Annotated in this window: 15 protein-coding genes and 1 pseudogene; 7 read left to right on the top strand and 9 right to left on the bottom strand. The window is 65.8% G+C overall.

Annotated features, from left to right (window positions below):
- Positions 1 to 112 precede the first annotated feature (112 nt).
- Together C2U31_RS03415 and C2U31_RS03410 are read right to left on the bottom strand one after the other, a co-directional pair.
- Positions 113 to 1918, bottom strand: coding sequence for a DEAD/DEAH box helicase (locus tag C2U31_RS03415; RefSeq protein WP_103271556.1), 1806 nt, complete (start codon positions 1916 to 1918; stop codon positions 113 to 115).
- 276 nt (positions 1919 to 2194) lie between these two features.
- Entirely contained in the window at positions 2195 to 2956 is a 762-nt protein-coding gene (locus C2U31_RS03410) for a uracil-DNA glycosylase (protein ID WP_103271555.1), read from the bottom strand.
- Between the two features lie 381 nt (positions 2957 to 3337).
- Here C2U31_RS03410 and C2U31_RS03405 point away from each other — a divergent pair, with 381 nt between their 5' ends.
- From C2U31_RS03405 to C2U31_RS03395, 4 genes and pseudogenes are all read left to right on the top strand, one after another.
- Entirely contained in the window at positions 3338 to 5011 is a 1674-nt protein-coding gene (locus C2U31_RS03405; protein ID WP_233772624.1) for a ShlB/FhaC/HecB family hemolysin secretion/activation protein, read from the top strand.
- Between the two features lie 210 nt (positions 5012 to 5221).
- Positions 5222 to 16210 carry a hemagglutinin repeat-containing protein gene (locus tag C2U31_RS03400; RefSeq protein WP_158658300.1) on the top strand — a complete coding sequence of 3663 codons (10989 nt, stop codon included), beginning with the start codon at positions 5222 to 5224 and terminating at the stop codon, positions 16208 to 16210.
- Between the two features lie 68 nt (positions 16211 to 16278).
- Positions 16279 to 16776, top strand: a complete 498-nt coding sequence (locus tag C2U31_RS30435; protein ID WP_158658299.1) for a hypothetical protein — start codon at positions 16279 to 16281, stop codon at positions 16774 to 16776.
- A gap of 113 nt (positions 16777 to 16889) precedes the next feature.
- Positions 16890 to 17693 (top strand): annotated as a pseudogene (locus C2U31_RS03395) (IS5 family transposase).
- A gap of 126 nt (positions 17694 to 17819) precedes the next feature.
- On the opposite strand, the gene C2U31_RS30430 reads toward C2U31_RS03395, so the two are convergent.
- The 3 genes from C2U31_RS30430 to tenA form a co-directional block, all read right to left on the bottom strand.
- The gene (locus C2U31_RS30430) at positions 17820 to 18101 is read right to left on the bottom strand and encodes a hypothetical protein (protein ID WP_158658298.1); all 282 of its coding nucleotides are present in this window, start codon (positions 18099 to 18101) and stop codon (positions 17820 to 17822) included.
- Between the two features lie 116 nt (positions 18102 to 18217).
- Positions 18218 to 18823 carry a class I SAM-dependent methyltransferase gene (locus tag C2U31_RS03390; protein ID WP_233772622.1) on the bottom strand — a complete coding sequence of 202 codons (606 nt, stop codon included), beginning with the start codon at positions 18821 to 18823 and terminating at the stop codon, positions 18218 to 18220.
- Between the two features lie 340 nt (positions 18824 to 19163).
- Positions 19164 to 19826, bottom strand: a complete 663-nt coding sequence (gene tenA / locus C2U31_RS03385; protein ID WP_103271552.1) for a thiaminase II — start codon at positions 19824 to 19826, stop codon at positions 19164 to 19166.
- Between the two features lie 293 nt (positions 19827 to 20119).
- On the opposite strand from tenA, the gene C2U31_RS03380 reads away from it, so the two are divergent.
- The 3 genes from C2U31_RS03380 to C2U31_RS03370 all read left to right on the top strand — a co-directional run bounded on the left by C2U31_RS03380 (position 20120) and on the right by C2U31_RS03370 (position 23086).
- Complete coding sequence (locus C2U31_RS03380) at positions 20120 to 20818, top strand: N-acetylmuramoyl-L-alanine amidase (protein ID WP_103271551.1); 699 nt, start codon at positions 20120 to 20122, stop codon at positions 20816 to 20818.
- Positions 20819 to 20977: 159 nt separating this feature from the next.
- Positions 20978 to 22207, top strand: coding sequence for a hypothetical protein (locus C2U31_RS03375; protein ID WP_103271550.1), 1230 nt, complete (start codon positions 20978 to 20980; stop codon positions 22205 to 22207).
- A 30-nt stretch (positions 22208 to 22237) separates the two neighbouring features.
- Complete coding sequence (locus C2U31_RS03370) at positions 22238 to 23086, top strand: lysozyme inhibitor LprI family protein (protein ID WP_103271549.1); 849 nt, start codon at positions 22238 to 22240, stop codon at positions 23084 to 23086.
- 64 nt (positions 23087 to 23150) lie between these two features.
- Here the strand turns inward: C2U31_RS03370 and C2U31_RS03365 are convergent, their stop codons facing one another.
- From C2U31_RS03365 to nhaA, 4 genes are all read right to left on the bottom strand, one after another.
- Entirely contained in the window at positions 23151 to 23426 is a 276-nt protein-coding gene (locus C2U31_RS03365; protein ID WP_103271548.1) for a hypothetical protein, read from the bottom strand.
- Between the two features lie 3 nt (positions 23427 to 23429).
- Positions 23430 to 24218: a PH domain-containing protein gene (locus tag C2U31_RS30925; RefSeq protein WP_233772621.1), complete on the bottom strand. Its 789-nt coding sequence runs from the start codon at positions 24216 to 24218 to the stop codon at positions 23430 to 23432.
- Between the two features lie 126 nt (positions 24219 to 24344).
- The gene (locus C2U31_RS03355) at positions 24345 to 24734 is read right to left on the bottom strand and encodes a DUF488 domain-containing protein (RefSeq protein ID WP_103271547.1); all 390 of its coding nucleotides are present in this window, start codon (positions 24732 to 24734) and stop codon (positions 24345 to 24347) included.
- A gap of 62 nt (positions 24735 to 24796) precedes the next feature.
- The gene (gene nhaA / locus C2U31_RS03350) at positions 24797 to 26035 is read right to left on the bottom strand and encodes a Na+/H+ antiporter NhaA (protein WP_103271546.1); all 1239 of its coding nucleotides are present in this window, start codon (positions 26033 to 26035) and stop codon (positions 24797 to 24799) included.
- Positions 26036 to 26828: the final 793 nt, after the last annotated feature.

Here is a 26828-nt window from a genome sequence, read left to right as displayed (position 1 = left end):
CCGCCGGATTCAGCCTCCCAAAGCAAAACACCCCAGCCGTCGGAAAGCATCCGATGCCTGGGGTGTTTTTCAGCTGGCGAGGCGCGGCTCGCGCCGCGCCCGCGAGCGGGGCTTAGCCGCGGCGCGCGCCTGCCGGCTTGCTGAAACGCTTGCCGCCGTCGCGCTTGTCGAACGAGGGCTTGCCGTGGAAACCGCCTTCGCGCTGCGGACGGTCGCCGAAGCTGGCGCGATCGTTGAAGCTGGGGCGGTCGCCGCCACGGAAACCGCCTTCACGCGGGCCGCGCTCGTTGAACGGACGCGGATCGCGCTGGGCGCGGTCGCCGAAGCTGGGACGGTCGCCGTAGGGGCGGTCGCCGCCACGGAAGCCGCCTTCGCGTTGCGGACGGTCGCCGAACGAGGGCTTGCCCTGGAAACCGCCTTCGCGCTGCGGGCGGTCGCCGAACGAACGCTCGGCGCGGAAGCCGCCTTCGCGTTGCGGGCGATCGCCGAACGAGCGCTCGGCGCGGAAACCGCCTTCGCGTTGCGGACGGTCGCCGAACGAGGGCTTGCCATGGAAGCCGCCTTCGCGCTGCGGGCGGTCGCCGAACGAACGCTCGGCGCGGAAGCCGCCTTCACGTTGCGGACGGTCGCCGAAAGCGGGACGGTCACCGAACGGGCGCGACGGACGCGCTTCGCGGTCGCCACGGTAACCGCCTTCGCGGTTGCCCTGGTAGCCGCCGCCGGGGCGCTTGCCGAAGGGCTTGCCGCCGCGCGGGCCGCCGGTGGACGGACGCGGCGTGCGCTGGGGTTCCAGGCCGGCGATGACTTCGGGCGTGATCGACTGGCCGATGTAGTGCTCGATGCGGCGAACCTTGTGGCGCTCGGAGTGCGTGGCCAGCGTGTAGGCCAGGCCGTTGCGGCCGGCGCGGCCGGTGCGGCCGATGCGGTGCACGTAGTCCTCGGCCTGCATCGGCAGGTCGAAGTTCACGGCGTGGCTGATGCCTTGCACGTCGATGCCACGGGCGGCCACGTCGGTGGCCACCAGGATGCGCAGCTGGCCGCGCTGCAGTTGCGTCAGGGTGCGGGTGCGCTGGCGCTGGTTCATGTCGCCGTGCAGGGCGGCGGCGGCAAAGCCCTGGTCGGCCAGGCGGTCGGCCAGATCGTCGGCGCCGCGCTTGGTCGACGTGAAGACGATGGCCTGATCCAGCGAGGCGTCGCGCAGCACGTGGTCCAGCAGCTGCATCTTGTGGCTGGCGTCGTCCGCGTACAGCAGGCTCTGCGTGATGTTGGTGTGCTTTTCCTTGGCGCCGGCGATCTCGATGCGCTGCGGTTCGCGCATCATGCGGGCGGCCAGCTTGGCCACGGTGCCGTCCAGCGTGGCCGAGAACAGCAGCGTCTGGCGGCTTTCCGGCAGGCGGCCGATGATGGTCTCGATGTCCTCGATGAAGCCCATGTCCAGCATGCGGTCGGCTTCGTCCAGCACCAGCGTGTGCACGGTGTTCAGTTTGACGCGGCCGGCGTTCAGGTGATCGATCAGGCGGCCGGGGGTGGCGACCAGCACGTCCACGCGGCGCGACAGCGCCTTCAGTTGCGCGCCGTAAGGCATGCCGCCCACGACCGTGGCGGTGCGCAGGTCGGCCAGCTTGCGGCCGTAGGTGGCGGTGGCGTCGGTGACCTGCAAGGCCAGCTCGCGGGTCGGGGTCAGCACCAGCACTTGCACGCCGACGCCCTTGTTGGCGGGCATCTGGGCGATGCGGTGCAGCGCCGGCAGCATGAAGGCGGCGGTCTTGCCGCTGCCCGTCTGCGAGGACACCATCAGGTCATGGCCGGCCAGGGCCTGGGGAATGGCGGCGGCCTGCACGGCGGTGGGGGTGCTGAAGCCGGCGTCTTGCACGGCGGACAACAGGGCAGGCGCGAGGCCGAGGTTTTCGAAAGACATAACTTTCCCTTGCCGCGGTCAAAGCGGCGCATTGCCAGGTCGGGCCGAAGGTAGGGGCGGCGATCCGGGCGACGGTTGATGGAGCATCGTGCCGACCGAATCAACCGTGCGCGTGACGCGTTCCATGTAACTGCCGGGAACGCAGGGCGAAAGGAAAGGAGGTCAGGAATCGATGATGTTCGGCATGGGCCAGGGCGAGAGGCTGCCCGGCAGACTGCAAAAAAATCCGCTAAATCAACGCGGTAGATGCCGAACTCGTTTTGTGCAGTGCGGCGATCATAACCCGAATTCGCCTTGCCTGGGAATTATTTTTTTGTCCAGTGCCCAATCAATAGGGTTTTTCCCTTGGTCAACCAGCCAGCAATTGGTCGCCGCGAAATGGCCGCAGCCCAGGAAGGGCACGGGCGGGCGGCGGGCCGACAGCGGCGAGGGGTGATTGGACATCAGCACCAGATGGCCGCTGTTGCCGGGCAGCAACGCCTGCTTGGCCTGGGCGTGCGCGCCCCACAGCAGGAAAGCCTTGGGCGAGGGGTCGCGCGCCACCAGCGCGATCAGCGCGTCCGTCACTGTTTCCCAGCCGCGCTTGGCGTGCGAGGCGGGCTGGCCGTCTTCCACGGTCAGCGCCGTGTTCAGCAGCAGCACGCCCTGGTCGGCCCAGGGGCTCAGGTCATTGCCGGCCGGCACGGGGGTGCCGGGGAACTCCTGGGCGATCTCATTGAAGATGTTGCGCAGGCTGGGCGGCCGCTTGCAGTCGTCCGACACCGAGAACGCCAGCCCCTGCGCCTGCCCTGGGCCATGGTACGGATCCTGGCCCAGGATCACCACCCGCACGTCCGACGGCGCCAGCCCATGCAGCGCGCGGAACGGCGTGGCCGGATAGACCATCGCGCCGTCGGCCAGGCGTTGCTCTATATGAGCGGTCACGGCGGCCAGCGCGTCAGCCACGGCGCGCGCCGCGAAAGCGGCTTGCCACGCGGCGGGAAGTTCGGCGGCCTGGGCGGCCAGGGCGGAGGGGAGCAGGCGGTTGTCCATGGGCATGGGCGCGATTGTGGCACAGGGTCATGGACCGTTCCGGAACGTGGCGCTGCTTCGGGTTTATCCCTAGTGCACTTTGAGACCAGTCCGATGGAACTCCACCGTGCTTCCCGGTAGGTTGTAACCAATTCGAATTCTCGCCCAATGGGTGCGAACTTGGTAAGAAATGATAAAAAACATACAACTTCCGATATTGTCGCCAATTACTAATTCAAAAGTTTTTATTTTTCGACATATTCAGGCCTTAAGTTCCGGTGGTGCAGTTCCGTCAAATAAAACTTAGTCGGTTTTTATTTCAATAAGAAACAAATGCGTACCCGTCATATCAGGCGGAAAACCCTCCGGCATAAGGGTTTCCGTCGAGTGGCGCTGTCGGCTGCATTGATGGCGTTCCTTGCTTTCCCCTCGGCCGCGCAGCAGACGCCCGCTGAAGCCGCCGCCCGTGCCAGCGAAATCCAACGCCGCCAGGAACAGGAGCTGGAGGCGCAGCGCGCCCGCGCCGCGCAGCGCCCCGACGTCCTGTCCGCGCCCGAGGCGCCGGCCGCCGGCGAAGGGCCGTTGGTGTTTCCCCAGGAAAGTCCCTGCTTCGTCCTGCGCGAAGTCGTCTGGGATGGCGCCTTGCCGCCGGTGGACCTGCGCAAGCTGGCCGCCACGGCCGTCGGCCCCTGCGTGGGCGGGCTGGGTCTCAAAACCCTGCAAGAGCACCTGCACGCCCGGCTCATCGACCAGGGCCGTGTCACCGCGCGCGTGCTGGTCCCCGAGCAATCGCTGGCCGCCGGCACGCTGACGCTGCGCTATGTGCCGGGCCGCATCTCGGCGGTGCAGAGCGAGGGCGCGGCCGGCTGGTGGCGCACCGCCTTGCCGACCTGGCCGGGCGGCGAGCTGAACCAGCGCGACCTGGACCAGGCCCTGGAGAACATCCGCCGCCTGGGCAGCCAGGCCGACGCCTCCATCGACGTGGCGCCGGGCCCCGAGCTGGGCGATTCCGACATCGTCATCAAGCCCGGCACCGGCAAGCGCTGGCACGCGTATATCGGCGGCGACAACGCCGGCATGGAATCCACCGGCAAGGAACAGATCAACGCCGGCCTGACGCTGGATTCGCCGCTGTTCCTGTACGACCAGTTCTCGGTCTCCTGGAACAGCAACGCCGCCTTCGGGCGCGACGACGCCGCCACGCGCGCCGGGTCCGTCAACTACAGCATTCCCTTCGGCTACTGGACGCTGTTCGCCGGCGCCAGCCGCTCGCGCTATCGCCAGACCGTGGCGGGTTTCGACGAGCCCATCATCTATGCCGGCACCACCAAACAGGTGGACATCGGCGTGTCCGTGGTGCCGTATCGCGGCAGCACCTACAAGGGCACCGTGATGTTCAAGCTGCTGCGCAAGCGGGTCAACAGCACGATCAACGACATCGACATCGAGGTGCAGCGCCGCGACGTCACCGGCTACGAGTTCAGCTACGGGCATCGCCACTACGTGGGCCAGGCCGCGCTGGACATCGGCGGCGGCGTGCGCGGCACCTTGCCGCAATGGTCCAACCAGTCCGGCTACGTGTACGGCGATCCCGACTGGAACGGACGCAGCACCATTCTCACGGCCAATGCCGGGCTGTACCTGCCGTTCACGCTGTCCGGCCAGCAGCTGGCCTATCAGGCCAACTGGCAGATCCAGCACGCCAGGACGGCCATCGTGCCGTCCGACTATTTCACCATCGGCAACCGCTACGCGGTGCGCGGTTTCGACGGCCAGATGACGCTGGCCGCCGAAGACGGCTGGAGCCTGCGCAACGACCTGTCGCTGAATCTTGGCGACCTGGGCCAGCAGCTTTACGTCGGACTGGACGTGGGCCGGGTCGGCGGGCAGTCGGCCCAGTTCCTGTCCGGCCGCACCTTGGTCGGTTCCGTCGCCGGCCTGCGCGGCCGCGTGGCCTTGCCCGGTGTTGCCAATGCGGTCAACGCCAGCTACGACCTGTCGCTGGGTTGGCCGCTCAAGAAACCAGAAAGCCTGAAGACGCAGCACACCGTGTTCGCCGCGTCGCTGATGTTCGAGTTCTAGCGTGAAGCGCGGCCGGGCCTGCCCGCGCCGCGTCCAGTGTCAGCGGTATCAGCTGTATCAGTTGCGTTGTTGTTGCTCGCCGCCGGTCAAGCGGCGCGGACCGCTTGCCCGCGGCCGCGTCGATGGCCTGGCGCGGCGGGGCCGTCGCTCGCGGGCCGCATGCCGCGCGAGTGGCGGCGTGCCATCCAAACGATTACCGAGAGTCGCCTCATGTCCAAGTTCCGTTCCGCCATTGTCTGGCTCGTGCTCTACACCCAGATCTGGACGCCCGTGCTGGCGCAGACGCTGCCGATCAGCGTGGACAAGAACGCGGCTGGCCAACGGCCGTTCGTGGGCACGAGCAACGGCGTGCCGGTGGTCAACATCGCGCCGCCCTCGGCGGGCGGAGTCTCGAACAACAAGTTCACCGAGTTCAACGTCGGCCCGTCCGGCGTGGTGCTGAACAACAGCGGCGGCGCCAGCCAGACGCAGCTGGCCGGGCAGGTCGCCGGCAACCCGATGCTGGGCAACCAGCGCGCGGCCACCATCCTGAACCAGGTCACCGCGCCCAACCCCTCGCAGCTGATGGGCACGATGGAAGTGGCCGGCAACCGCGCCAACATCATCGTCGCCAACCCGGCGGGCATCACCTGCAACGGCTGCGGCTTTTTGAACGCGGACCGCGCCACGCTCACGACCGGCAAGCCCATGGTGGGGCCGGACGGCGGCATCGGCTTTGATGTCGCGGGCGGCAAGCTGCGCGTGGAGGGCGCGGGCCTGAACGGCGCGAACCTGAGCCGCGTGGACCTGATGGCACGCACGCTGGAGATCAACGCGGGCATCTGGGCCGACCAGCTGCACGTGACGGCCGGCGCGGCCAAGGTCGACTACGCGACGGGCGCGGTATCGGCGGGCCAGGGCGAAGGCCCGGCGCCGACGGTGGCGCTGGACACGGCAGCGCTGGGCGGCATGTACGCCAATAGCATTCGCTTGGTCGGCACCGAGGCTGGCGTGGGCGTGAACGTGGGCGGCAACCTGGTCGCCTTGACTGGCCATCTGGAAGTGAGCGCGGCGGGCGACGTCAGGATCACGCCCAGCGGCACGATGCAGGCGGCGCGCGATGTGCGCGTGGCCGCCGGTCGCGATGTGGCGGTCGAGGGCCGAGCGCAGGGCGCCGGCGCGGTGACCCTGACGGCGGGCCGCGACGCGGCGGTCACGGGCGCGGTGAGCGCGGGTCAGGCGCTGACGGTGGATGCGGCCGGTGATGTGTCGGTGAGCGCGCGCGGCAGCTTGCAGACGCAGGACGCATTGCGCGTGGCGGCGGGGCGGGATCTGGCGCTGGGCGGTTCGCTGGTGATGGGCGACCAGGATGTGCGGGTGCAGGCCGGGCGCAATCTGCGCGCGGGCACGGTGGCGGATAGCGGCTCGGGCAATGGCAACGGTGCTGGCAACGGCAATACGGGCGGCACCGGCAACAACAATGGCGGCACCAGCGGCAATACCGGAAGTAACGGCAGCGGCAACAACGGCGGCAACACCGGAAGCACCGGCGGCACTGCCGGCAACGGCGCAGGCACGAGCAACGGCTCGGGCGCAGGCGCAAGCACCGAGACCGCCGCCAGCACGCAATCGGTCGGCCTGGTATCCGCCAAGGGCGCGTTGACGCTGCAAGCCGGCCGCGACATCCAATTGCCCGGCCAGATCTCGGCCGCGCGCACCTTGCAGGCCGAGGCCGGCGGCGAACTGTCCACGACCGCCAGCGCACGCCTGCAATCGGGCCAGGCCATGGGGATACGCGCGGGCGAGGGCGTGACGCTGGCCGGCTCGGCCCTGAGCGACACCAGCCTGTCCATCGACGCGGCGCGCGAGCTGCGCCTGGACGGCAGCGCACTTGCCTATGGCGGCACGCTGCGATTGGCGGGCAATGACGTGCTGCTGGGCGCGACCAGCAAGACGCAGGGACGCGGCATCGACATCACCGCCACGCGCGACCTGCGCGCGAGCGGATCCTCGGTCTCGGCCGGCGCGGCTCAATTGAAGGCTGGCCGCGATGCAGCCCTGGCCGGTACGCTCGCCGCCGATGGCGACCTCAGGCTGCAAGCCGGCGGCGCGGCGACCAACGACGGCCAGCTGTCCAGCACCGGCAAGCTGCAATTGCAGGCCGGCGGCGACGCCACCCTCAAGGGCAGCCTGCGCAGCAACGGCGATCTGACGGCGGACGCGGGCGGCAAGCTGGCGCTGCTGGGCAACGCCAGCGCGACCACCGGCGCGCTGAATCTGACCTCGGTGGGCGACCTGTCCATCGGCAAGGACGCCACGGCCCAAGCCGGCGGCGCCATTGGCCTGCGCACGCAAGGCAACGTCACCACCGCCGGCGCGCTGGCGTCGCTGCAAGCGCTGACCATCAGCGCGGCGGGCGATGCGGCCATCGACGGCAAGCTGCTGGCGGGCGGTCCGCTGTCCGTCGATGCGATCGGCAAGATCGCGGCCGGCGCGGACGCGAAGCTGCAAGCCAAGGGCGCGCTGCGCCTGGACGCCGGCAAGGCGCTGACGCTGGCCGGCCTGGCCGAGACCAACGCCGGCATGACGCTGGCCTCGGGCACGGACCTGCGCGTGGACGGCAGCGCCATGGCCTATGGCGGCGCGCTGTCGCTGACGGCGGGTCAGGGGCTGACGCTGGGCGCGAATAGCACCTTGCAGGCCAGCGGCCTGCTGCAAGCCCAGGCCGGCGGCAAGCTGCAAGCCGACGGCACGATCTCGGGCGAGCAGGACATCCGTCTGTCGTCCAATGCCGACACCGTGGTGAACGGCAAGACGGTCGCCAATGGCCTCTTGAACATCAAGGCCGGCACAGACCTCGTCGTGGGCAAGAACGGCCTAGCGCAAGGCAGCGGCAACCTGTTCCTCTTCGCCGGCCAGGACCTGCGCATCGCCGGCACGGCCGGCACCGCCGAGACGGCGGCCACGGGCGGCGGCACGCTGCGCGCCGAGGCCGGTCGCGACATCTTCGTGACGGGCACGGTCACGGCCAGCTCGCCGGCCAGCCTGTCGGCGCAGCGGCACATGAGCGTGGACGGCACCGTCACCGCGCTGAGCGGCGATCTGACCACGCAAGCCGGCGGCGACCTGAAGGTGGCCGCGAGCGGGCGTTTGCAGTCCTCGGGCAAGCTGGACGCCAAGGCCGGCGGCGATATCGACTCGGACGGCACGCTGGCGGCCGGCGGCGCATTGGCGCTGGCGGCCACGGGCGACGCGCGGCTGGGCGGCACCATTGCCGCGCTGGGCACGAGCGCCCAGGGCACGCCGCCCGCGCCCGGCGGACGCAGCCTGTCCGTGCCGGCCAGTGGCGACCTGTCCATATCGGGCGGACGCGACCTGACCATCAAGCAAGGCGCCCAGGTGCAGGCAGCCGGGGCCTTGAACGCCAGCGCCGGCCGCGACCTGAGCGTCTCCGGCGCGCTGGCCTCGGTGCGCGACCTGACCCTGGCCGCCGCGCGGGATGCGCGCGTGGACGGCTCGGCCGCCAGCGACGCCAGGCTGACGCTGAACGGTCGGAACATCACCGTCGCGGACAAGGGCCTGGTGCAGGCCGCCGACACCTTGACCGCCACCGCCGCCGGTTCGATGCAGATCGCCGGCCGCGCGCTGGCCGGCCGCGACCAGACGCTGAGCGCGGGAGATGGCCTGTCGATCGACGGCACTGCCGCCGCCTTGAAGGGCGACCTGACCTTGACGGCCACGCGCGGCGACCTGATCCTGGGCGCGGCCTCGCGCCAACAGGCGGACGGCACGCTCACCGCCACCGCCGGCGGCGCGTTGCAGGCGCTGGGCTCGGCCTCGGCAGGCAAGGATCTGAGCCTGCGCGCCGGCGCCGATGCCCGGCTGGGCGGCGTGATCGCCACGCAGACCAGCAAGCTCTCGGCCAGCGCTGCGCGCGACCTCTTCATCACCACCGATGGCCGGCTGCAATCCGGCGCGGCGCTGGCCCTGGACGCGGGCGGCACGCTGAACAACGCGGGCGTCGCCTTCGCCAGCGGACGGGCCGACCTCTACGCAGGAACAACGCTGGCCAACACCGGCTCGGTGCTGGCGGGCGGCGACCTGCAAGCCCGCACGCCGGGCCTGCTGAACAACGCCGGCCGCTTCGTGGCGGGCGTGGACGCCGATGGCAAGCTGAGCCAGCCGGGCAGCCTGACGCTGACGGCCGGCACGCTACAACACGCCGGCACCAGTCTGGCCGGCAAGAACATGACGCTGTCCGCGACTGGCATGAACCTGGCGGGCGGCACGCTGTCCTCCGTGGGCCTGATGACCGTGGCCGCCACCCAGGACATCGACGCGTCCCGCGCCACGCTGCATGGCGGCGGCCTGGACCTGTCCGCCGCCAACCTGCGCAACCCGGGCGGCAAGCTCACGTCCTCGGGCGACGCGATCATCAAGCTCGGCGGCGAGCTGGACAACACCGGCGGCACCATCGCCGCGGCCGGCAAGGCCCGCATCGATGCCGCCAGCCTGGTCAACCGCGACGGCACCGTGGCCGGCGGCAACCTGACCATCACCACCAGTGGCGCCATCGACAACCAGCGCGGCCTGCTGCAGGCCGACGACACGCTGACGCTGACGGCTTCGAGCCTGGACAACAGCAACACGCTGACCGCCAGCAACGCGCCCGCCAAGGGCGTGCTGGGCAAGGTGGTCAGCATCGTGGCCGGGCGCGTGAACAACCAGGGCGGCGCGATCAGCGCCGGCCAGGACCTTGGCATCAAGACCGGCGAGCTGGACAACGCCGCCGGCGAAGCCGCCTCGCAAGGCGTCGCGCGCATCGAGGCCGACACGCTCAAGAACACGCAGGGCAAGCTGCTGGCGGGCAAGAACCTGACCGTCATCGTCAAGGCGCTGCAGGGCCTGGGCGCGCTGCGCGCGGGCGAGGACCTGTCCTTTGAGTACGCGGGTTCCCTGAACCAGGAAGGCGAAATCACCGCCGGCCGCGACCTGAACCTGAGCGTGGGCGGCACGCTGGACAACCGCGCGCGCATCACGGCGGGCCGCGACCTGGGCGTCAAGGCCGGCACGCTGAACAACCAGGCCACGGGCGAGCTGGTGGCCGGGCGCAACAACACGATCAACGTCACCGGCACACTCACCAACGCGGGCCTGATCGACGGCGTCAACACGCGCATCACGGCGGGCGCCGTGACGAACCTGGGCCGGATCTATGGCGATAACTTGGCCATTGGGACGGGGTCTTTGGTCAACAGCGCCGGCGCCAATGGCGGAGCCGTCATCGCATCGCGAGGCAGTCTGGATCTGGGCGCCACCACGCTGGTCAACGAGAAGCATGCGCTGATCTACTCGGCAGCGGACCTGCGCATCGGTGGCGCGCTGGATGCCAATGGCCGGGCGGTGGGGCAGGCTGTCTCGCTGCAGAACGCCGCGGCCACGATAGAGGCTGCGGGCAATGCCAATATTTCGGCGGCGGCGATCCTCAACCTGAACACGAACTACACCAGTGAGATCGTGCAGGTCTGGTCCGGGAACAAGATGTATGTCGCGCTCAACGACACAACCATGTTCGACATGGCTACGAACTGGATCGGGGATCAGACGACGAACCTGACCAGCCAGGATCCGGGCTGGACGGGCAACGACGCAGAACGCCGGTTCCTGCTGCCGTCGGACACCTATCCCGCCTCGCGCTACGGCCCGCCGTTCGACTATGCGCCGTTCAAGCGGGACGACACCACCAAGCACGCCCCGATTACGCCGATCGAGATTCCGCGCATGACGGTGTGCGAGTACGGGGAAAACGGCTACGGTTGCGGTCCGGAAAGACGGCCTGGCGACGGAGAACCGGTGTTTGGCTACGGCCCGACCTTCCATGACTACGGCATCGTTGCGCGAATCTGGGAAGTCTTTGGCGTGACCCCGCCGGCAGGTCCGCCGCCTGTTTGGGACCCCAAGGGAAATCGCGACGAGTATGAGCGCGCCTTCGCCGCGTACCGGGTGCCGTTCACGGAGCTGAACGCGCGGATCATGGCATTCAATGCCGATTTCCAAAGTCGTCTCGTCGGCAACTTCACCTACTACAAGGTCACGGAGAGCATTTCCGAGACGCGCACGCTGACGTCCGATCCCGGCAAGATCCTGTCGGGCGGAGCGATGAGCCTGACCGGCGCCGTGACCAACGACAAGAGCCAGATCGCCGCGGGCGGCACGCTGTCCGTGGCGGGACCCGAGATAAACAATATCGGCGCGGGCGGCACGCGCACGATTACGCGCGTGGGCCAGCAAACCTACACGGTGGAGACGAGAAGTCATCGCGGCGGAAAAATCCGGGAGTCGTCCACGACCGACTACAACCGGACGCTGGCCGGCCAGCCTATCGAAGTGCCGGTCGGCACGTCGGGCGGCGGGCAGCAGGTGACGCTCAGCGGCACGACGCCCGGAGGCAGCGCCGTGAAGGGAGTCGGGCCGGTCCTGGTCGCAAGCGTGGGCCTGCCCGGCGGCAATGCGGTCCGCACGGTTTCCAATCCCGCCAGCATTCCTGACAGCCAGCTCTTTGCAGTCAACAGCCGGCCGGACGCGCCCTACATTGTCAACACGGACCCCCGCTTCACGGGCCAGCGGCCCTACGTGTCCAGCGACTATCTGTTCGACCTGCTGCGCCCGTCCGGCGGCATGCCAGGGGGGCCGACGAGCAATTCAGTGGGCGCCGGCGGCACGCTGGCAGGCTCGCGCCTGGGCGGCTGGGACGCACTGATTCCACCGGGCGCCAAGTTCCTCACGCCTTCGGGCCAACCCAAGCGCCTGGGCGACGGCTTCTATGAACAGAAGGCCGTGTCCGACCAGATCCTGGCCACCACCGGCCAGCGCTTCCTGGAGAAATACAGCGACAACGACTCGCAGTACAAAGCCCTGCTTGCCGCCGGCGCCAAGTTCGCTCAGGACAACGGCATCAAGCTCGGCGTTGCGCTGACCGAGGCGCAGCAGCGTCAGCTGAAGACGGACCTGGTCTGGCTGGTCGAGCAGACCGTGACCTTGCCCGACGGCAGCACCGAAACCGTGCTCGTGCCGCAGGTATATCTGCTGGTGCGCGAAGGCGACCTGAAGGGCGATGGCACCTTGCTGGCCGGGCGCGACGTCAAGATCGCCACCGAAGGCAACGTCACAAACAGCGGCACTGTTGGTTCGCGCGAAGCCACCGTCATTACGGCGGGCAACATCGTCAACCAGGCCGGCGGCACCATCCAGGGCGGCAGCGTCAACCTGGCTGCGCGTGACGACCTGACCAATCTGGTGTCGCTGATCAAGGGCGACAAGGTGGCGTTGAGCGCCGGGCGCGATATCACGCTCACGTCTACGTCGGACTCCGAGCGTTTCAGCAAGACCTGGGGCTCGTTCATTACGGGCACCGCGCGGGTGGAAGCCGACAGCCTCAACATGCAGGCCGGTCGCGACCTGACGATGACCGCCGCGCAGGTGTCGGTCAAGAACGACGCGCGCCTGCAGGCCGGCCGCGATATCGCGCTGACGTCGCTTGTCGAAAGCCACGGCCAGACCAATGTGCGGGATTCGAAGAACCGCCATGACCTCGCCACCAGCAAGGAAATCGGCACCACGATCAACGCCGGCGGCAACCTGACGCTGGTCGCGGGCCAGGATGTCAACGCGCGCGCGGCGGACGTCACCGCCGGCAAGCAGCTGGCGGTAGGCGCCGGCCGCGATATCAACATCACCGCTGGCGTCGCCACCGGCTATACGCGCGAGGAAATCTTCTACACGGTGCGCGGCTTCTTGTCCAAGAAGAGCACCCACACCATCCAATCCCGCGATTGGGCGCAGGCGCAGGGATCGACGTTCACCGGCGATACCGCCGTGCTGATGGCGGGCCGCGACCTGAACGTGTCCGGTTCCAACGTCGCGGCGCAGAAGGACCTGGTGCTGTCCGGCGGACACGATGTCAACATCGTGTCCGGCGAGAACACGCTGGACCGCTATGACTACACGCGCGTCAAGAAGTCTGGCTTCGGCGCGCTCGGCGGCTTCAGCTTCGGATCGCGTACTCAGACGGATTCGCTGGAAGGCAAGAAGGTTTTCCACACTGCTAGCACGGTCGGCAGCGTGGAAGGCGATACGCTGATCAAGGCGGGCAACGCGCTGAACGTCATGGGCAGCAATGTGCTGGCGCGCCAGGGCGATGTGACCCTGATCGGCCAGCAAGTGAACATCGGCGCCACGTCGGACACGTCGCGCGAGCGCGAGTATCACGAGGTCAAGCAGAGCGGCTTCTCCGTCACTGCCAGCAACCCCGTGGTCAGCGCCGTGCAGACCGGCGAGCGCATGGCGAATGCCGCCAGCAAAGTAGACAACCCGGTCATGCTGGGCCTGGCTGGCGCCACCACCGGGCTGGCCGCCATGAACGCCTATGACGCCGTCAAGAAGGCCGGCAGCATCGACAAAGCGAATGCCATAGACAAGGCGGGCGGCGTCAGCGTGCTGGTCAGTTTCGGCACCAGCAAGAGCAGCAGCACGACCGAGCGCAGCTCGACCAGCGCCTTCGGCTCGTCCGTCGCGGCGGGCAAGGATCTGACTATCGTCGCCCAAGGCGCGGGCCGTGATTCGGACATTACCGTCACCGGATCCAGCCTGTCCGCTGGCCGCAACGCCGTGCTCAAGGCGGATGGCGACATCCTGCTGCAAGCCGCGCGCAATGCGTTCGAGCAGAAGACCGACAGCAAGAGCAGCAGTGCCAGCATCGGCCTGGGCTTCTCGCTGGGCGCCCAAAGCGGCGTCACGTTGGAGCTGGGCGTCTCGGCCAGCCGAGGCAAGGCCGACGGCAAGGACGAAAGCTGGACCAACAGCCATGTTGTCGCTGGCAACACGCTGGCGTTCCAATCTGGCGGCGATACGACGCTGAAGGGCGCATCGGGCAAGGCCGACCAGATCATCGCGTCGGTGGGCGGCAACTTGCTGCTGGAGAGCTTGCAGGACACCAGCAAGTACAACTCCAAGAATCAAAGCGCGGGCATCGGCGCGTCGATCTGCCTGTCAGGAACGTGCACCAGCAGCATCAGCGGCAACGCTGGCGCCGGCAAGATGCAAAGCGACTTCCGGTCTGTCACGGAGCAGACCGGCCTGTGGTCGGGCGACGGCGGTTTCCTGATCGACGTGAAGAACAACACCACGTTGATCGGCAGCGTCATCGCCAGCAGCGACAAGGCGGTGGCCGACGGGTTGAACAAGCTGAGCACCGGTACGCTGGTGACGGAGGACGTCAAGAACAAGGCCAGCTATAGCGGCTACCAGGTCTCGGTAGGCGGCAGCATGGGCATCGGCGGCGGCCAGGGCACCGGCGCAGGCACCACCAAGGACAACAAGGTGGCAGGCGGCGCGACGAAGGAGGTGGGTACCTCGCTGCCGTCGTCGGGCAATGTGTCGATGAACATGCCCACCGTCGCAGGGGCCAGCGGCAGCAGCAGCTCGACCACGAGCAGCGCCATCAGCGGCGGCACGATCGTGATTCGGGATGAGGCGGGCCAGCAGGCGCTGACCGGCAAGACGGCGGCGGAGACGATCGCGTCGTTGAACCGGGATACGTCGGATACGTTGAACGCGCTTAAGCCGATCTTTGACAAGGAGAAGATCGAGGCGGGGTTTGAGATTGTTTCGGAGTCGAATCGACAGGTTGGTCAATTCTTGACTAATAGGGCTAAGGAGATAGAGAGCCTTGAGGTGCAGTCAAAGAATCCCAAGCTGTCACAGCAGGAGCGCGATGACGCAGCAGCGTCAGCAATTCGACTGAGGCGAGATTGGGGGCCGACGGGTACCTATCGCCAAGCGCTAGTCGCAATTTCCGCTGGCGCTAGCGGAAATGTCATGGGGGGAGTGGGGCAGTTTGCTCAGGCAGCAGCTGTGAACTACCTGCAGGCTCTGACGACGGAGAGGGTAAAGAAGCTTGCTGATTCATTTGGTGATGGACCTGAGGCAGAAGCTGTCAGGGCGGGTTTGCACGCAATCGTTGGCTGTGCGGGAGCCGCTGTCAACGGTAGTGGGGCTTGCGGTTCCGGCGCTTTAGGAGCAAGTACAAGCTCCATCTTGAATGCCCTGCTTACTCGAGCCAGTTCGGACAGCCTCCGCGCTGAAGATAAGGAAACCTACAACAGCCTCATTGCAAGTCTTGTTGGAGCTGTTGGTCTGGGAGTTGGCGCGGATGTCGTATCCGTAATTGTCGCGGCGCGTACCGAAACAGAGAACAATTATCTCAAGGCAAGTGAAGCTAAAGAGATGATGGACGAACTGCTTCTATGTCGAGTGGCAAACAATACTGCGGCATGCCGCGCTGAGGTTCTTGACAAGTACGAAACTATCAGCGAGGGACGAAGTGGTGGAAGAATCTCTGCATGTAAGTTAGCAGGAGAATCTAATTGTCATATTCAGCGATCAAGCGTTCAGGGAGGGACGAATGCGCTGGAGTTGATGGAAGGGTTAGGCTGGAGTAAGGATGAATATGTAGTATTAGATCGCCTTCTCGCCATAAACCTAAATGACGAGCGGGTTGCCCACCATGCCTGGCTGCAAGCGTTTTATCAAGAGGCCGGAGCGCCGATTCCCATCGGCGTTGGCATTGTGGTCGGTGGTGCCATACGTGCTGAGGCCTCGGTAGCAAAATCGGAAGCGCTCGCTGGTCGGAGAAAGCCGGATCCAGATTTGCTCAAAGGATCAGGAGGAAAATCTGGGGAGTATCTGGAGAATTTTTCGCCGTCGCCGACTCCCCTTGAGTTGGTGCAGGGTGGTTCTCCCGCTTACACGACGAATATTCGCTTAGACCATATTCTGGACGGCGGAGTTAATGTTCTGGCAAATGGGACAAAGAAGGGGACGGGGGGGCACTATCTGCGCTCCCCAACGGTAAGGGTTGATAGGATGACTGGCGCTGCAGATGCGGCGGGTGTAACAAAAGGATATGTATCTATTCGTGATCCAGTAAACGGAAAATGGGTAGAGAAGCAAGCCGAAACAACCTTTTTCCCATCGTCATGGAGCAAGCGCCAAACTCAGCTTGAGATAGAGGGGGCATTTCTCAACTCAAAATCTGTGCAAGGTAGTCTTGATAAATGGCGCGGAACTTCACCCAGCGGCGTGGTTATGGAAGGGTATTATGGAAAGCCAGATGGTAGTGCGGCTACAGCATGGCCTGTGTACAACGGAGGGAAACGATAGTGATTATTGGGGACTTATATCCGAAGTGGTCGGAGGCTTCGTTGATATTCGAAATATCTGGAAAAACTATGATTGCTTCGGATGGGACAGTGAGACTAGGCCGTGGTGCTGAAGAAATAGCTGCATGGTTGGTAGACGACTTGAGAGATACGGCATCTGCAAAATCATGGCTTGAGCGGATATTAACAATCAAGAATGGAGTTGAAAATGAAGGGTACTTAGGTACGGGAAATGCTCATAGCATAGGTGTTAAGGATGGTTTGGTGTATCTGGAATGCTCATACGTTGATGAATTGAAAGTTGCGCTGACTATTGACCAGATGATCGCGGTATTAAATTCGTATATTGTTTTTTCGAAGAAAAAAAGGCGCGATATAAATAATCCCCCTGCCTCGTTCTTGGTCGAATTTGAGTTGGAAGGAGAGGCCGCGTGGGAAAAATACTCGAACTTGGGCGGGATGCTGGGTTGGACAAAAGAGGATGTAAAAAAAAATAATGCGAAGCTTAAGAAAAGCAAGAGCAATGAGAAATTAATGAATATATCTGGGCGGAAAAGTGAATTATAAAAATATCTAATTAATATATTTTTCCTGGTTGTGCAAGGCCGTGATCTGTTTGGCGTGTAGGGTATGCTTAGAGCGTGTTATGAACTTTGGCGCCGAGCGGCTATTGTGTCTGTATGTCAAACCGCCGCGCGTACCCCAGTTATGTGAGTGATGAAGAATGGTCGTTTGTCGGGCCATATCTGACGCTGATGGATGAACAAGCGTCGCAGCGCAAGTATGAGATGCGGGTGATGTTCAACGCCTTGCGTTGGATGGTCCGTGCAGGCGCGCCATGGCGGATGCTGCCCAATGATTTTCCGCCCAGGGAGGCGGTCTATCAGCAGACGCAGCGCTGGTTACGAGCGCGCTGTTTTGAAGCGATGGTGCATGACCTGCGCTCGGTTTTGCGCGTGGCGCGGGCACGTTAGGGTCAGCCCAGCGCGGCGATTTTGGATGGCCGCACGCTGCAATCGACGTGTGAAAGTGGGTCGCGCACGGGTTATGACGGCTACAAGCGCAAGAAAGGCAGCAAGGTTCATATGGCGGTCGATACCTTGGGGCACCTGTTGGCGGTGCATGTCACGCCGACCAACGAGCAGGAGTGAGCGCAGGTGGGCGAGTTGGCCCAGCAGATTCAAACGGTGACGGGCGAGACGGTCAAGGTGGCGTTTGCCGATCAAGGGTATACGGGTGAAGGCCCGGCCCAGGCGGCGCAAGCGCAAGGTATTGACCTGCATGTGGTTAAGCTGCCCGAGGCCAAGAAAGGGTTTGTTCTGCTGCCTCGCCGATGGGTCGTTGAGCGCAGTTTTGGCTGGCTGAATGGATTCCGACGGCTGGCCAGGGATTATGAACGGTTGCCTGAAACTCTGGCCAGGCTGCACTTCGTCGTATTCGCCATCTTGATGCTGGCAAATATGGTGTCTGAGCAAAGTTCATAACACGCTCTAGTGTCGTGATGAGCGAGGAAGGGTTCTTAAGGAAAATGAGAAAACAAGTTTGGCGGGGCGGCCGTGTTAAGTGTTCGGCGCTAAGTGGTGTTATGCCGTGAGGGTGGTAGAAGATGGCTATTTCTCAAGGTGCTTCATTTGGGTGATGATCCTGGCGGGAGTTGGAGTGTGCGGTTTGGCATCCTGGATTTCCTCGTATTGGATTGCGCTGATCGGATTGGTAATAGGTTCCATTGGTGGCGGTGCCGCCCAAGTGCGGGCCTTGGGGATCAGATCATTCAAAGTAAAAAATACCAATTCAATTGATGATCTTGAATAAACTGCACTGAGATGGCATTGGCCTGGAACTGATTCGAACCAGGATTTGGAGAAATCGACAAGTCCAATTGCAGGATGCATGCCATCGCCCAAAAACTATGTTAGTAAGTCATAGTTTACGGCGGCTGTCTCCAGGGATTCCAGTCATAAAAACACCGGCTCAAGGCCGGCGTTAGATTTTTCAAGCATAAAAGGCATCAAGCAGTCTCGGTCTCCTCCTTCCGCTTCCGCCCAAAAACAAACACATGCGCGTAGCTGTCGTTCATCGGATGCTCGAAGTGCGTGATCCCCCGAATCGACGGCACCACAGGCTCGAACAAGCCGGCATGATCAATATCCACCGGATAAGGTTTCCGCTCTGGCGTATCGTTGTACCCGAGAATCAATAGCCCACCTGGTTTGAGCACCCGATGGCACTGCTCCATCATCTGCTCGAATCCGATCCGCTCGTTCAAGCCCCAGCCGATCACGCCGTTGGACACCACGATGTCGAACGACTCTTCGTCGTAGTAGCCTGCCATGTCCGTCGCGCTGCCGATGACGTGCCTGCCAGGGGGGCCATAGACGGCTTGCTCAGGATCCATGTCCAGTGAATAGAAATCCATCTTGAGCAGGCGAGGGTAGTGCCAGGTGTAGTAATGCATGCCCAGGAACAGGCACTTCATCCGGGTGGGTGACTTGGCGGCGAGCTGGTTCAGGTGGTCGAAGATTTCCCGTTCGAGAAATTGACGATTCACAGCGCGCAGTCGGAATTTCACGCCGCATTTCGCGGCGAAGGCCGGAGACCATTTGAACAGTCTCATCTTGCCTTTGTGAATTAGTTTGCGTAGAGAAGGAATTTGATCACCCCAGATGGCCGGTTTGAGTGGTTTGGCTGTGCGAGTGCAGCCCTGTCAGGAACTCGTGGACGATGGTCATAGGCGGTGATAATCCATGTCGTTGTTGAGTATGCCGCCACGCCAGAAAAGTCCCGACCGCAGGAGGCTAGTCAGCTGCACGTTCGCTGTCAATAAGACGAAGCGGAAATGACGTAAATCCTTGACGTGGCACGTGTGGATTCAGGCCAGGGCGGTCATGCGATCTTCGAGGTGAGAGGCTACGGTAGCGCGCCCTTACCGTGGCGCGCATACCGGCGCGATTGCGCTAGACCTCCCATGTGCCTTGCCGATACGCGGAATCCCAGAACATCCATTCCAGCCGCGCGGCGTGTGTGTATGCCTCGTGCATAGCCTTGACCGTTACGGCGGACGCAAGTTCCGCGGCGCGGTCCACGGACGCGATGACTTCGCGGACCAGGGTGTGGAATTCCTCGCCGGCGTAGGTGTCGATCCAGGCGCTGTAGGGGTTGGGCTGGGCGGCGCGGGCGTGGATGTCGCGGCCGATCTCGGCGTAGATCCAGAAGCAGGGCAGCAGCGCGGCCAGGGCCACGGGGTAGGGCGCGCTCCAGGCGGTGGCGATGAGGTAGCTGGTGTAGTGGTGGCTGGCGGGCGTGAGCGGGGTGGCGTTGAAGGTGTCGGCGCTGATGCCGAACTGCTTCATGAAGCCGTCGTGCAGGCTGCGCTCGACCACGACGGCGTTCTTGGCGGCGTCGGCGAACTGGACCACGCCGTCGGCGTTGTCGGCCTTGGCGGCGGCCACGGCGAGCGCGCGGCCGAAGGCGACCAGGTAGTGGGCGTCCTGGATCATGTAGTGGCGGAGCGCGTGCTCGTCGAGCTGGCCGCTGGCCAGCTCCTGGTTGAACGGCATGGTGCGCGTTTTTTCGTACAGCGCGGCGTTGCGCGCCCAGGCGTCGGAGCTGAAAGACATGGGATTCCTCTGCGTAGTCGGACGGCGCGCGAAGTCGCGCCGTGGCTGCCGGCCAAGGATAGCAACACCCAGCGGCCGGGTAACTTTTCATGTCATTTGCTTCCGGTGGGGCCGGGGGGCGAGCCGCGCCTGTTACGGGCTGGCGCCGCGCGCCGCATTCGGCGATTGCCCCAGGCGGCGGGCTGCGCGAGAATCCGGCGCATTCCGTGCCGGTCGCGGTTCAGCGGCCGGCCTCTCTCAACAGGGCGAACTCCAGCGTGTCTTCAGTCAGCGGTGAACGGGTAATCAGGCGGATGGCGATCACGGCGCGGCGGCGCGCGGGTCGGGTGGCGGCGGCCGTGTGCCTGGCGCTGCCGGCCTTGTCGGCGCAGGCCGCCTATGTGGTGGTGGATACGGGCCACACGCCTGCGCGGCCCGGGGCCACGGGCGCCAGCGGCCGGGTGGAGTATCAGTACAACCTGGTGCTGAGCGGCGCGGTGGCGGCGCGGCTGACGGCGCTGGGCGAACGGGTCAAGCGCGTGGCGGCCGACGGCGCCGAGGTGTCGCTGGGGCAGCGCTCGCGGCTGGCGCCGGATGCGGATTTCTTCATCTCCATCCATCACGATTCGATGCAGCAGAAGTACATCGACGCGGGTCGCCAGCGCGAGTTCGCGGGCTTCTCGATCTTTGTCTCGCAGCGCAATCCCCGCTACGAGGAAAGCCTGCGCTGCGCCAAGGCGATCGGCGAGGCGCTGGTGGCGGCGGGCGAGAAGCCGTCGCTGTATCACGCCGAGCCCATCGCCGGCGAGAACCGCCCGCTGCTGGACCGCCGCCTGGGCGTGCATCGCTTCGACGGGCTGGCGGTGCTCAAGACGGCGACCATGCCGGCGGTGCTGGTGGAGGCCGGCGTGATCGTGAATCCGGACGACGAGGCCCGGGTGGCGCGGCCCGACACCATCGAACGCATGGCGCGCGCGATCGCCGATGGCGTGCACGCCTGCCTGGGTGGCTAGCGCGGATCGCGCGCGTCCGGCCCGGCGGCTGGCGCTGCCGCGCGGGATGGATAAAATCCCGCTTCAAGCGCCGCGCCTTGCGAGCCGGCCAATGGACAAGCGCGAAACGCGGCGTGGCCCGTAAGGTCTGCGTGACATAGGTTCCCAGGGAGAGGATTGATGAGGCTGAAAAGAAAACTGACGGTCTGGAGCACGACATTGGCGCTGTCCTGCGCGGCCCTGTCGGTCGGCGTGGCGCAGGCGCAGACGCAGCAGGCGCAAGCGCCGGCGTCCGCCAAGCAGGAAGAGCCCGAGCGCTACGGTCCGTTCTTCTTTCTGCGCAGCGAGCCGGACCTGCTGATCTACGTGGGCGCGGTGGGCGCCAACGATATGTTGAATCTCAAGAAGGCGCTGCGCGAGCATCCGACCATCTCGACCATCGTGTTGCAGAACAATGGCGGCGGCCTGGTCCACATCGGGCTGGTGGTGGCGGAAGAGATCTACGAGCGCGGCCTGAACACCTATATTCCCAAGGACAGCTACTGCGCGTCGGCGTGTTCCTTCGTGTTCTTCGCCGGCCGTCAGCGCCTGGCGGTGGGCCGGCTGGGCGTGCACCAGATCTCGGCGCCGGAGCTGACGGGCGAGCAGGCGCAGTTCGGCGTGTCGGACATCGTGGCGACCCTGCCGAAGTACGGCGTGTCGGCGGATGTGCTGGGCATCATGTTCAGCACGCCGTCCAAGGACATGTACTTCTTCACGCCGCAGGAAATCGCCAAGTACGGCATCAACCGCGTGGGCCCGACCCAGGCGTCCGCCAGTGGCGCGCAGCAGGGCGGAGGCCAGCGCGCCGCGCCTGCCCCGGCGCCCGCGCCGCAGCAGCAGACATCCGCGCCCGCCCCGGCGCCGCAGCAGCAGACGTCCGCGCCGGCCGGCGAGGCGAAATTGCCCCCGCGCCAGCCGGCTGCCGCCGGCCAGGCGCCGGTCGCCAATCCGTACCTGACCAAGCAGCCCGCGCCGGCGGCGCCGTCCGACGAGCAGAAGGCCATCAACGCCGCCGCGCTGATGATCCAGGCGGGCAGCGGCACCAACGAAGAGGCCATGAAGTTCACGCGCGAGTTCTACGCGGACACGGTGGACTTTTTCAAGAAGAAGCGGCCGAAGTCCGAGGTGCTGGCGGACAAGCAGGCGTATTTCACGCGCTGGCCGGTGCGGCGCTTCGTGGTGGACCAGAGCACGCTGCGGGCCAAGTGCGAGAACCAGCTGTGCATGGTCAAGGGCATCTACGACTACAAGGTGTCCAGCCCGGAACGTGGCAAGAACGCCAGCGGCACGTCGAATTTCACGTACATCCTGGACCTGCGCGATCACTATCGCATCGTCCTGGAAGACAGCGAGGTCATCAGCCGCTGAGCGGCCGGCCTTGCACTTTGGAGAAGCACCATGCATGTCAGTCTGCGCGCGACCCGGTTCCTGATCCTGGCGGGCCTGACCGCCGCGGCGGCGCCGGCCCTGGCGATCGATTGCGGCAAGGCGTCCAGCCCCGTCGAGAAACTGATCTGCTCCAGCCGCGAGGCGAAAGCCGAGGACGCCGGGCTGAACCGCGCCTATGCCGCGCTGATGAAGCAGGCGCCGGACGACGAGATCCGCGCGATGCTGAAGGACAGCCAGCGCCGCTGGCTCGCCGCGCGCGACGGCAAGCTGCAAGACCTGATCGCCAACATCGACGCCGTGCCGGAAGGCAAGACGGCGGGTTCCGTCGCGGCCGACCTGATCAGCGCCCGCATCGACGCGCTGACGGAGCGCGACAAGGGCAGCAAGCAGCCCAGGCTGATCAGCACGGCGCTGGCCCAGCGGGAATTCCGCCAGCAGTTCACCGGCGGTCCCTACGACGGTTACGACGTGGTCTGCGAGCTGCTGCCGCCGAACGACATCTACGCCTGCTTCGCGATCAGCCACTACCAGAACAAGGACCGAGTCTGCACCGCCGAGCAATACTGGGCCACGGGCTCGGTCTACGCGCAGCGCTATGTGGCGAAGGTGGTGGACCAGAAGCTGGTGCCGGTGGCGTCCTGCTCGTACAACGGCAACGACGACAACTGCCCGGGCGGCATCTCGGACGAGGCGCGCTGGAACACCGGTCCCAAGGTGCGCACGCCGATGGGCTATCCGACCAAGCCGCTGCCCCGGCTCGATGGCGAGGTCTATGACAGCGACGACTACGACTGGCTCAAGGCTTGCCTGACGGACGATACGTTCCCGCTGGCCAATCCGACGACGGCGGGGCGCTAGGCGGATAGCTCGAACTCGGTAGCCGGATGCGAACCGCGGCGCGGTGGCATCCGGTTTTTTCGTTTCAGATATCGTCGAAGTAGAAGGCCTTGTTGAGGCGGGCCTGCAGCACCTGGCAAGTGTGCGAGTTTTGCCAACTCAGGGTGATGGCGAGCAGTAGCACTGCACCCAGCACAGCGCCGATCGCGCCTAGCCAGCCAAAGGTGAGGCCGATGTACAGCAGCGGGATGCCGAAGACGAAGCTCATCCACCAGAGCAGCAGGAATTTCAGCGCGACGCCCATCCAGAAATAGGCTAGTACGAGCAGGCCGATGGCGAGAATGACGATGAGCAGTTTCATGGATCAGGCGCCCAGAATGCGCGTTTTCTGAGCCGCGAATTCCTTGTCGGTCAGGACGCCTCGGTCGCGCAAGGCAGACAGCCGTTCCAGCTTGCTGATGATCTCGTCATCGCTGCGTACCTGAGAAGCCGGACTGGCCGGCGTCACGGGTGAGGCCGAAGCCTGGGGCGCGTGTGCTGCTTCGGGTATCCCGGCGGCAACGGAGATCGTGTCGTGGGCGCGGGACGCGCCAGCCACTTCCGCAGCCTCGATGATGTCCTCCTCGGCGGCGGCGGGGGCGGCGGGTGGCGCGAGCGCAAGGGGCGCGTCGGACGCCGCGTCGCTGTCGGGTAGCGGGGGCGGCACGAGGTAGACCGGCATGGGGTTGTTGGCTGGCTTGCGCGCGTCCACGGCCTGCTGCACGCGGTTGGTGAACGGCACGATCGATTTCTTCCAGACGTTGGTGATCTGGTAGGTGCCGGAGCTGTCCCGGATGTGGATGTCGCCGAACAGCCAGCGGGTGGTGAAGGAGACGGAGCTGACTTTGTCCAGGTCTATGACGGCCTGGCGCAGCCCATAGACCATGCCCTTGTCCAGGAAAATGATGCGCCGGTCGGTCAGGGTGATGAGCCAGGTGTCGTTGTTCATCAAGCCCGTGGCGAAGGCCAGCACTTGTTCGCCATCCTGCAGGATGTGCGGTACGTGGTCCAGTTCCTTTTTGGAGAGGAACTGGGTCTCGCGCATTTCCGTGGCGATATCGTTGTAGCGCGCCCTGAGTTGTTCTGGCGTAGCGGTCTTGAAGTCGAAGTCCATCGATGCTCTGCGGGGTTGCGGTGCGGGGCTCAAGCCGCGCCTATCTTACGTTAAGGATGCGAAAGATTGCGCCCGCAGGCACAGCGGCGCGAGTGCGCCTGAAGCGTGGCGCGGGCGGATCGGGTCTCAGGCCGCGCGCCCGCCGCCCTTGCGCGCATGCGCCAGCAGCGCCTCCCGCAGCGCCACGGCCTGGTTGTGTTCAGTATTGCGCGCGCCATAGAGCAAGGTCAGCGGCCGCTTGCCGGCGGCTTGCAGTAGCGCGCTCATGCGGGCCTGTTGTTCGGGCGCGGCCAGTTCCGCGTTGTAGCGCTGGCGGAATTCGTCCCAGCGTTCGTCGACGTGGCCGAACCATTTGCACAGTTCGGCGGACGGGGCGATGTCGCGCGCCCATTCGTCCAGGCCCAGGTCGGCGCGGCGCAGGCCGCGCGGCCACATGCGGTCGACCAGGGCCTTGTAGGCTTCGTCCGGGCCGGTGCCTTCGTAGATGCGTTGGAGGGAGATCGCGGGCGCTTTCATGGCCGCTCCTGGGTGGGCGTTGCGGCCAGTCTACCGCAACGCCTGGAGCGCCCGTGATGACGCTAGCGGGCCTGAGCGGTGACGGCGGATGTCGCCGCCGGCGCCGCGCCGCCGCTCGCGCGCAGCAGCGCGAAACCGACGATGGCCGAGGCCAGCGAGCCGGTCAGCACGCCGAGCTTGGTGGCGTCCACGGCGGCCGGATCGGTGAAGGCCAGCGCGCCGATGAACAGGCTCATGGTGAAGCCGATGCCGCACAGCAGCGCCACGCCGTACAGCTGCGCGTAACTGGCGTGGCGCGGCAGGGGCGCCACGCCGGCCTTGATGGCCAGCCAGGCGAAGCCGAACACGCCCAGCTGCTTGCCCAGGAACAGCCCCAGCGCCACGCCCAGCGGCACCGGCTGCGCCAGGCTGTCCAGGCCCATGCCGGCGAAGGACACGCCGGCGTTGGCGAAGCCGAAGATCGGCACGATCAGCAGCGCCACGGGTTTGTGCAGCGCATGTTCCAGCGCGTGCAGCGGCGAGTGCGCGGCGGGCGCGCCCTGGTTTTGCGGGCGCAGCGGGATGGCCAGGGCCAGCGCCACGCCGGCCAGCGTGGCGTGCACGCCGGATTTCAGCACGAAGTACCACAGCACCGCGCCCAGCAACAGGTAGGGCGTCAGCCGCAACACGCCTGCGCGGTTCAGGCAGAACAGGATGGCCAGCAGCGCGGCGGCCATGCCCAGCGCGAACAGGTTCAGCTGCGACGTATAGAACAGCGCGATGATGATGATGGCGCCAAGGTCGTCCAGGATGGCCAGCGCGGTCAGGAAGATCTTGAGCGACGTCGGCACGCGGCTGCCCAGCAGCGCCAGGATGCCCAGTGCGAAGGCGATGTCGGTGGCGGCGGGAATGGCCCAGCCGCGCAGCGTGCCGGGGCTGCCCAGGTTGATCAGCACATAGATGAGGGCGGGCATGATCATGCCGCCCAGCGCGGCGATGCCGGGCAGCACGATGCGCGAGGCGCCGCGCAACTGGCCGTCCAGCACTTCACGCTTGATCTCCAGGCCGACCAGCAGGAAGAACACGGCCATCAGGCCGTCGTTGATCCAGTGCAGCACGGATTCCTTGAGGACGACGGGGCCCAGGCTGAAGCCGAGCTTGGCGCCCAGCGCGTCGAAGTAGGCTGGCGCGATCCCGCTGTTGGCGACGAGCAGCGCCAGCAGGGCGGCGAGCATCAGGACGTAGCCGCCGAGGGCTTCGGATTTCAGGAACGCCTGCAGGAACGAGGCGGACCGCGGGGCGGGAGGGGCCGGATGGCTCACGTGGACTCCTTTACTACCTTTCGGTGAGTGCGCGGCGAACGGCGACGGCGAGGGGCGGCGGCTCCATGCCGTGGTTCGGGTTGAGGATGGCTTGCCGGGCGGATCCGCCGCCTGGGCGGGCGGCAGCCGGAAGGCGCCGGGATCCCTGGCAAAGCTTACTTGGCGCGGCGGGCGCCGGGAATGCGCGTGGTCTGGCGGGACGGCGCGCGAGGCGTCCGGCGCGGGCCGGACGGGTTGCGCCCGCAGTCGGATCGCGGGCGCACGAAAGCTGAATTCTACCTGAAAGATGAAGAATTTGTTCCACAAGATCATGCATGTTCCGTGAAATCCGTGCGAACAGGGCGCTAATTTAATTACGGGTCTCTCGCTACCATCGCCAGCGTTTCCTCTGGGCGCACGCGGCAGGCGGCGGCGCATTCGCCGCGCCTGTCCACGCCGCCCTGGCTTTTTTCAGGACCGCCGCCGATGTCATCCTCCTCCCGCAACCCGCATGCCACCCAGGCGTCAAGGACGCCGCTGCTGGCCCGCCTGCCGGCGATCCAGACGCTCAGCTACCAGCGGCCGGGGGCGCGAGGCGCGCCGCTGCTGGTGGATGCCGGCCCGGAAGTGTTGAGCGCAAATGTCGGTTCCGGCGCCGGTCGGGCGCTGTCCGAACTGCCGGGCGGCTATCGCCTGGATACCTTGCTGCCCGGTCCGCGCCTGCAGGCCTGGGTCCGGGGCGGAGCGCGGTTCAGCCTGTCGCGCGACGGCCAGGTCCAGGTGGGATGGGGACGCCGGCTGGCCGCCACGGAGT

The organism is Achromobacter sp. AONIH1 (assembly GCF_002902905.1).
Classification (GTDB): Bacteria; Pseudomonadota; Gammaproteobacteria; order Burkholderiales; family Burkholderiaceae_B; genus Achromobacter.
Note: the sequence above shows the minus strand (reverse complement) of the source record. Positions and strands in the feature narration are given on the sequence as shown.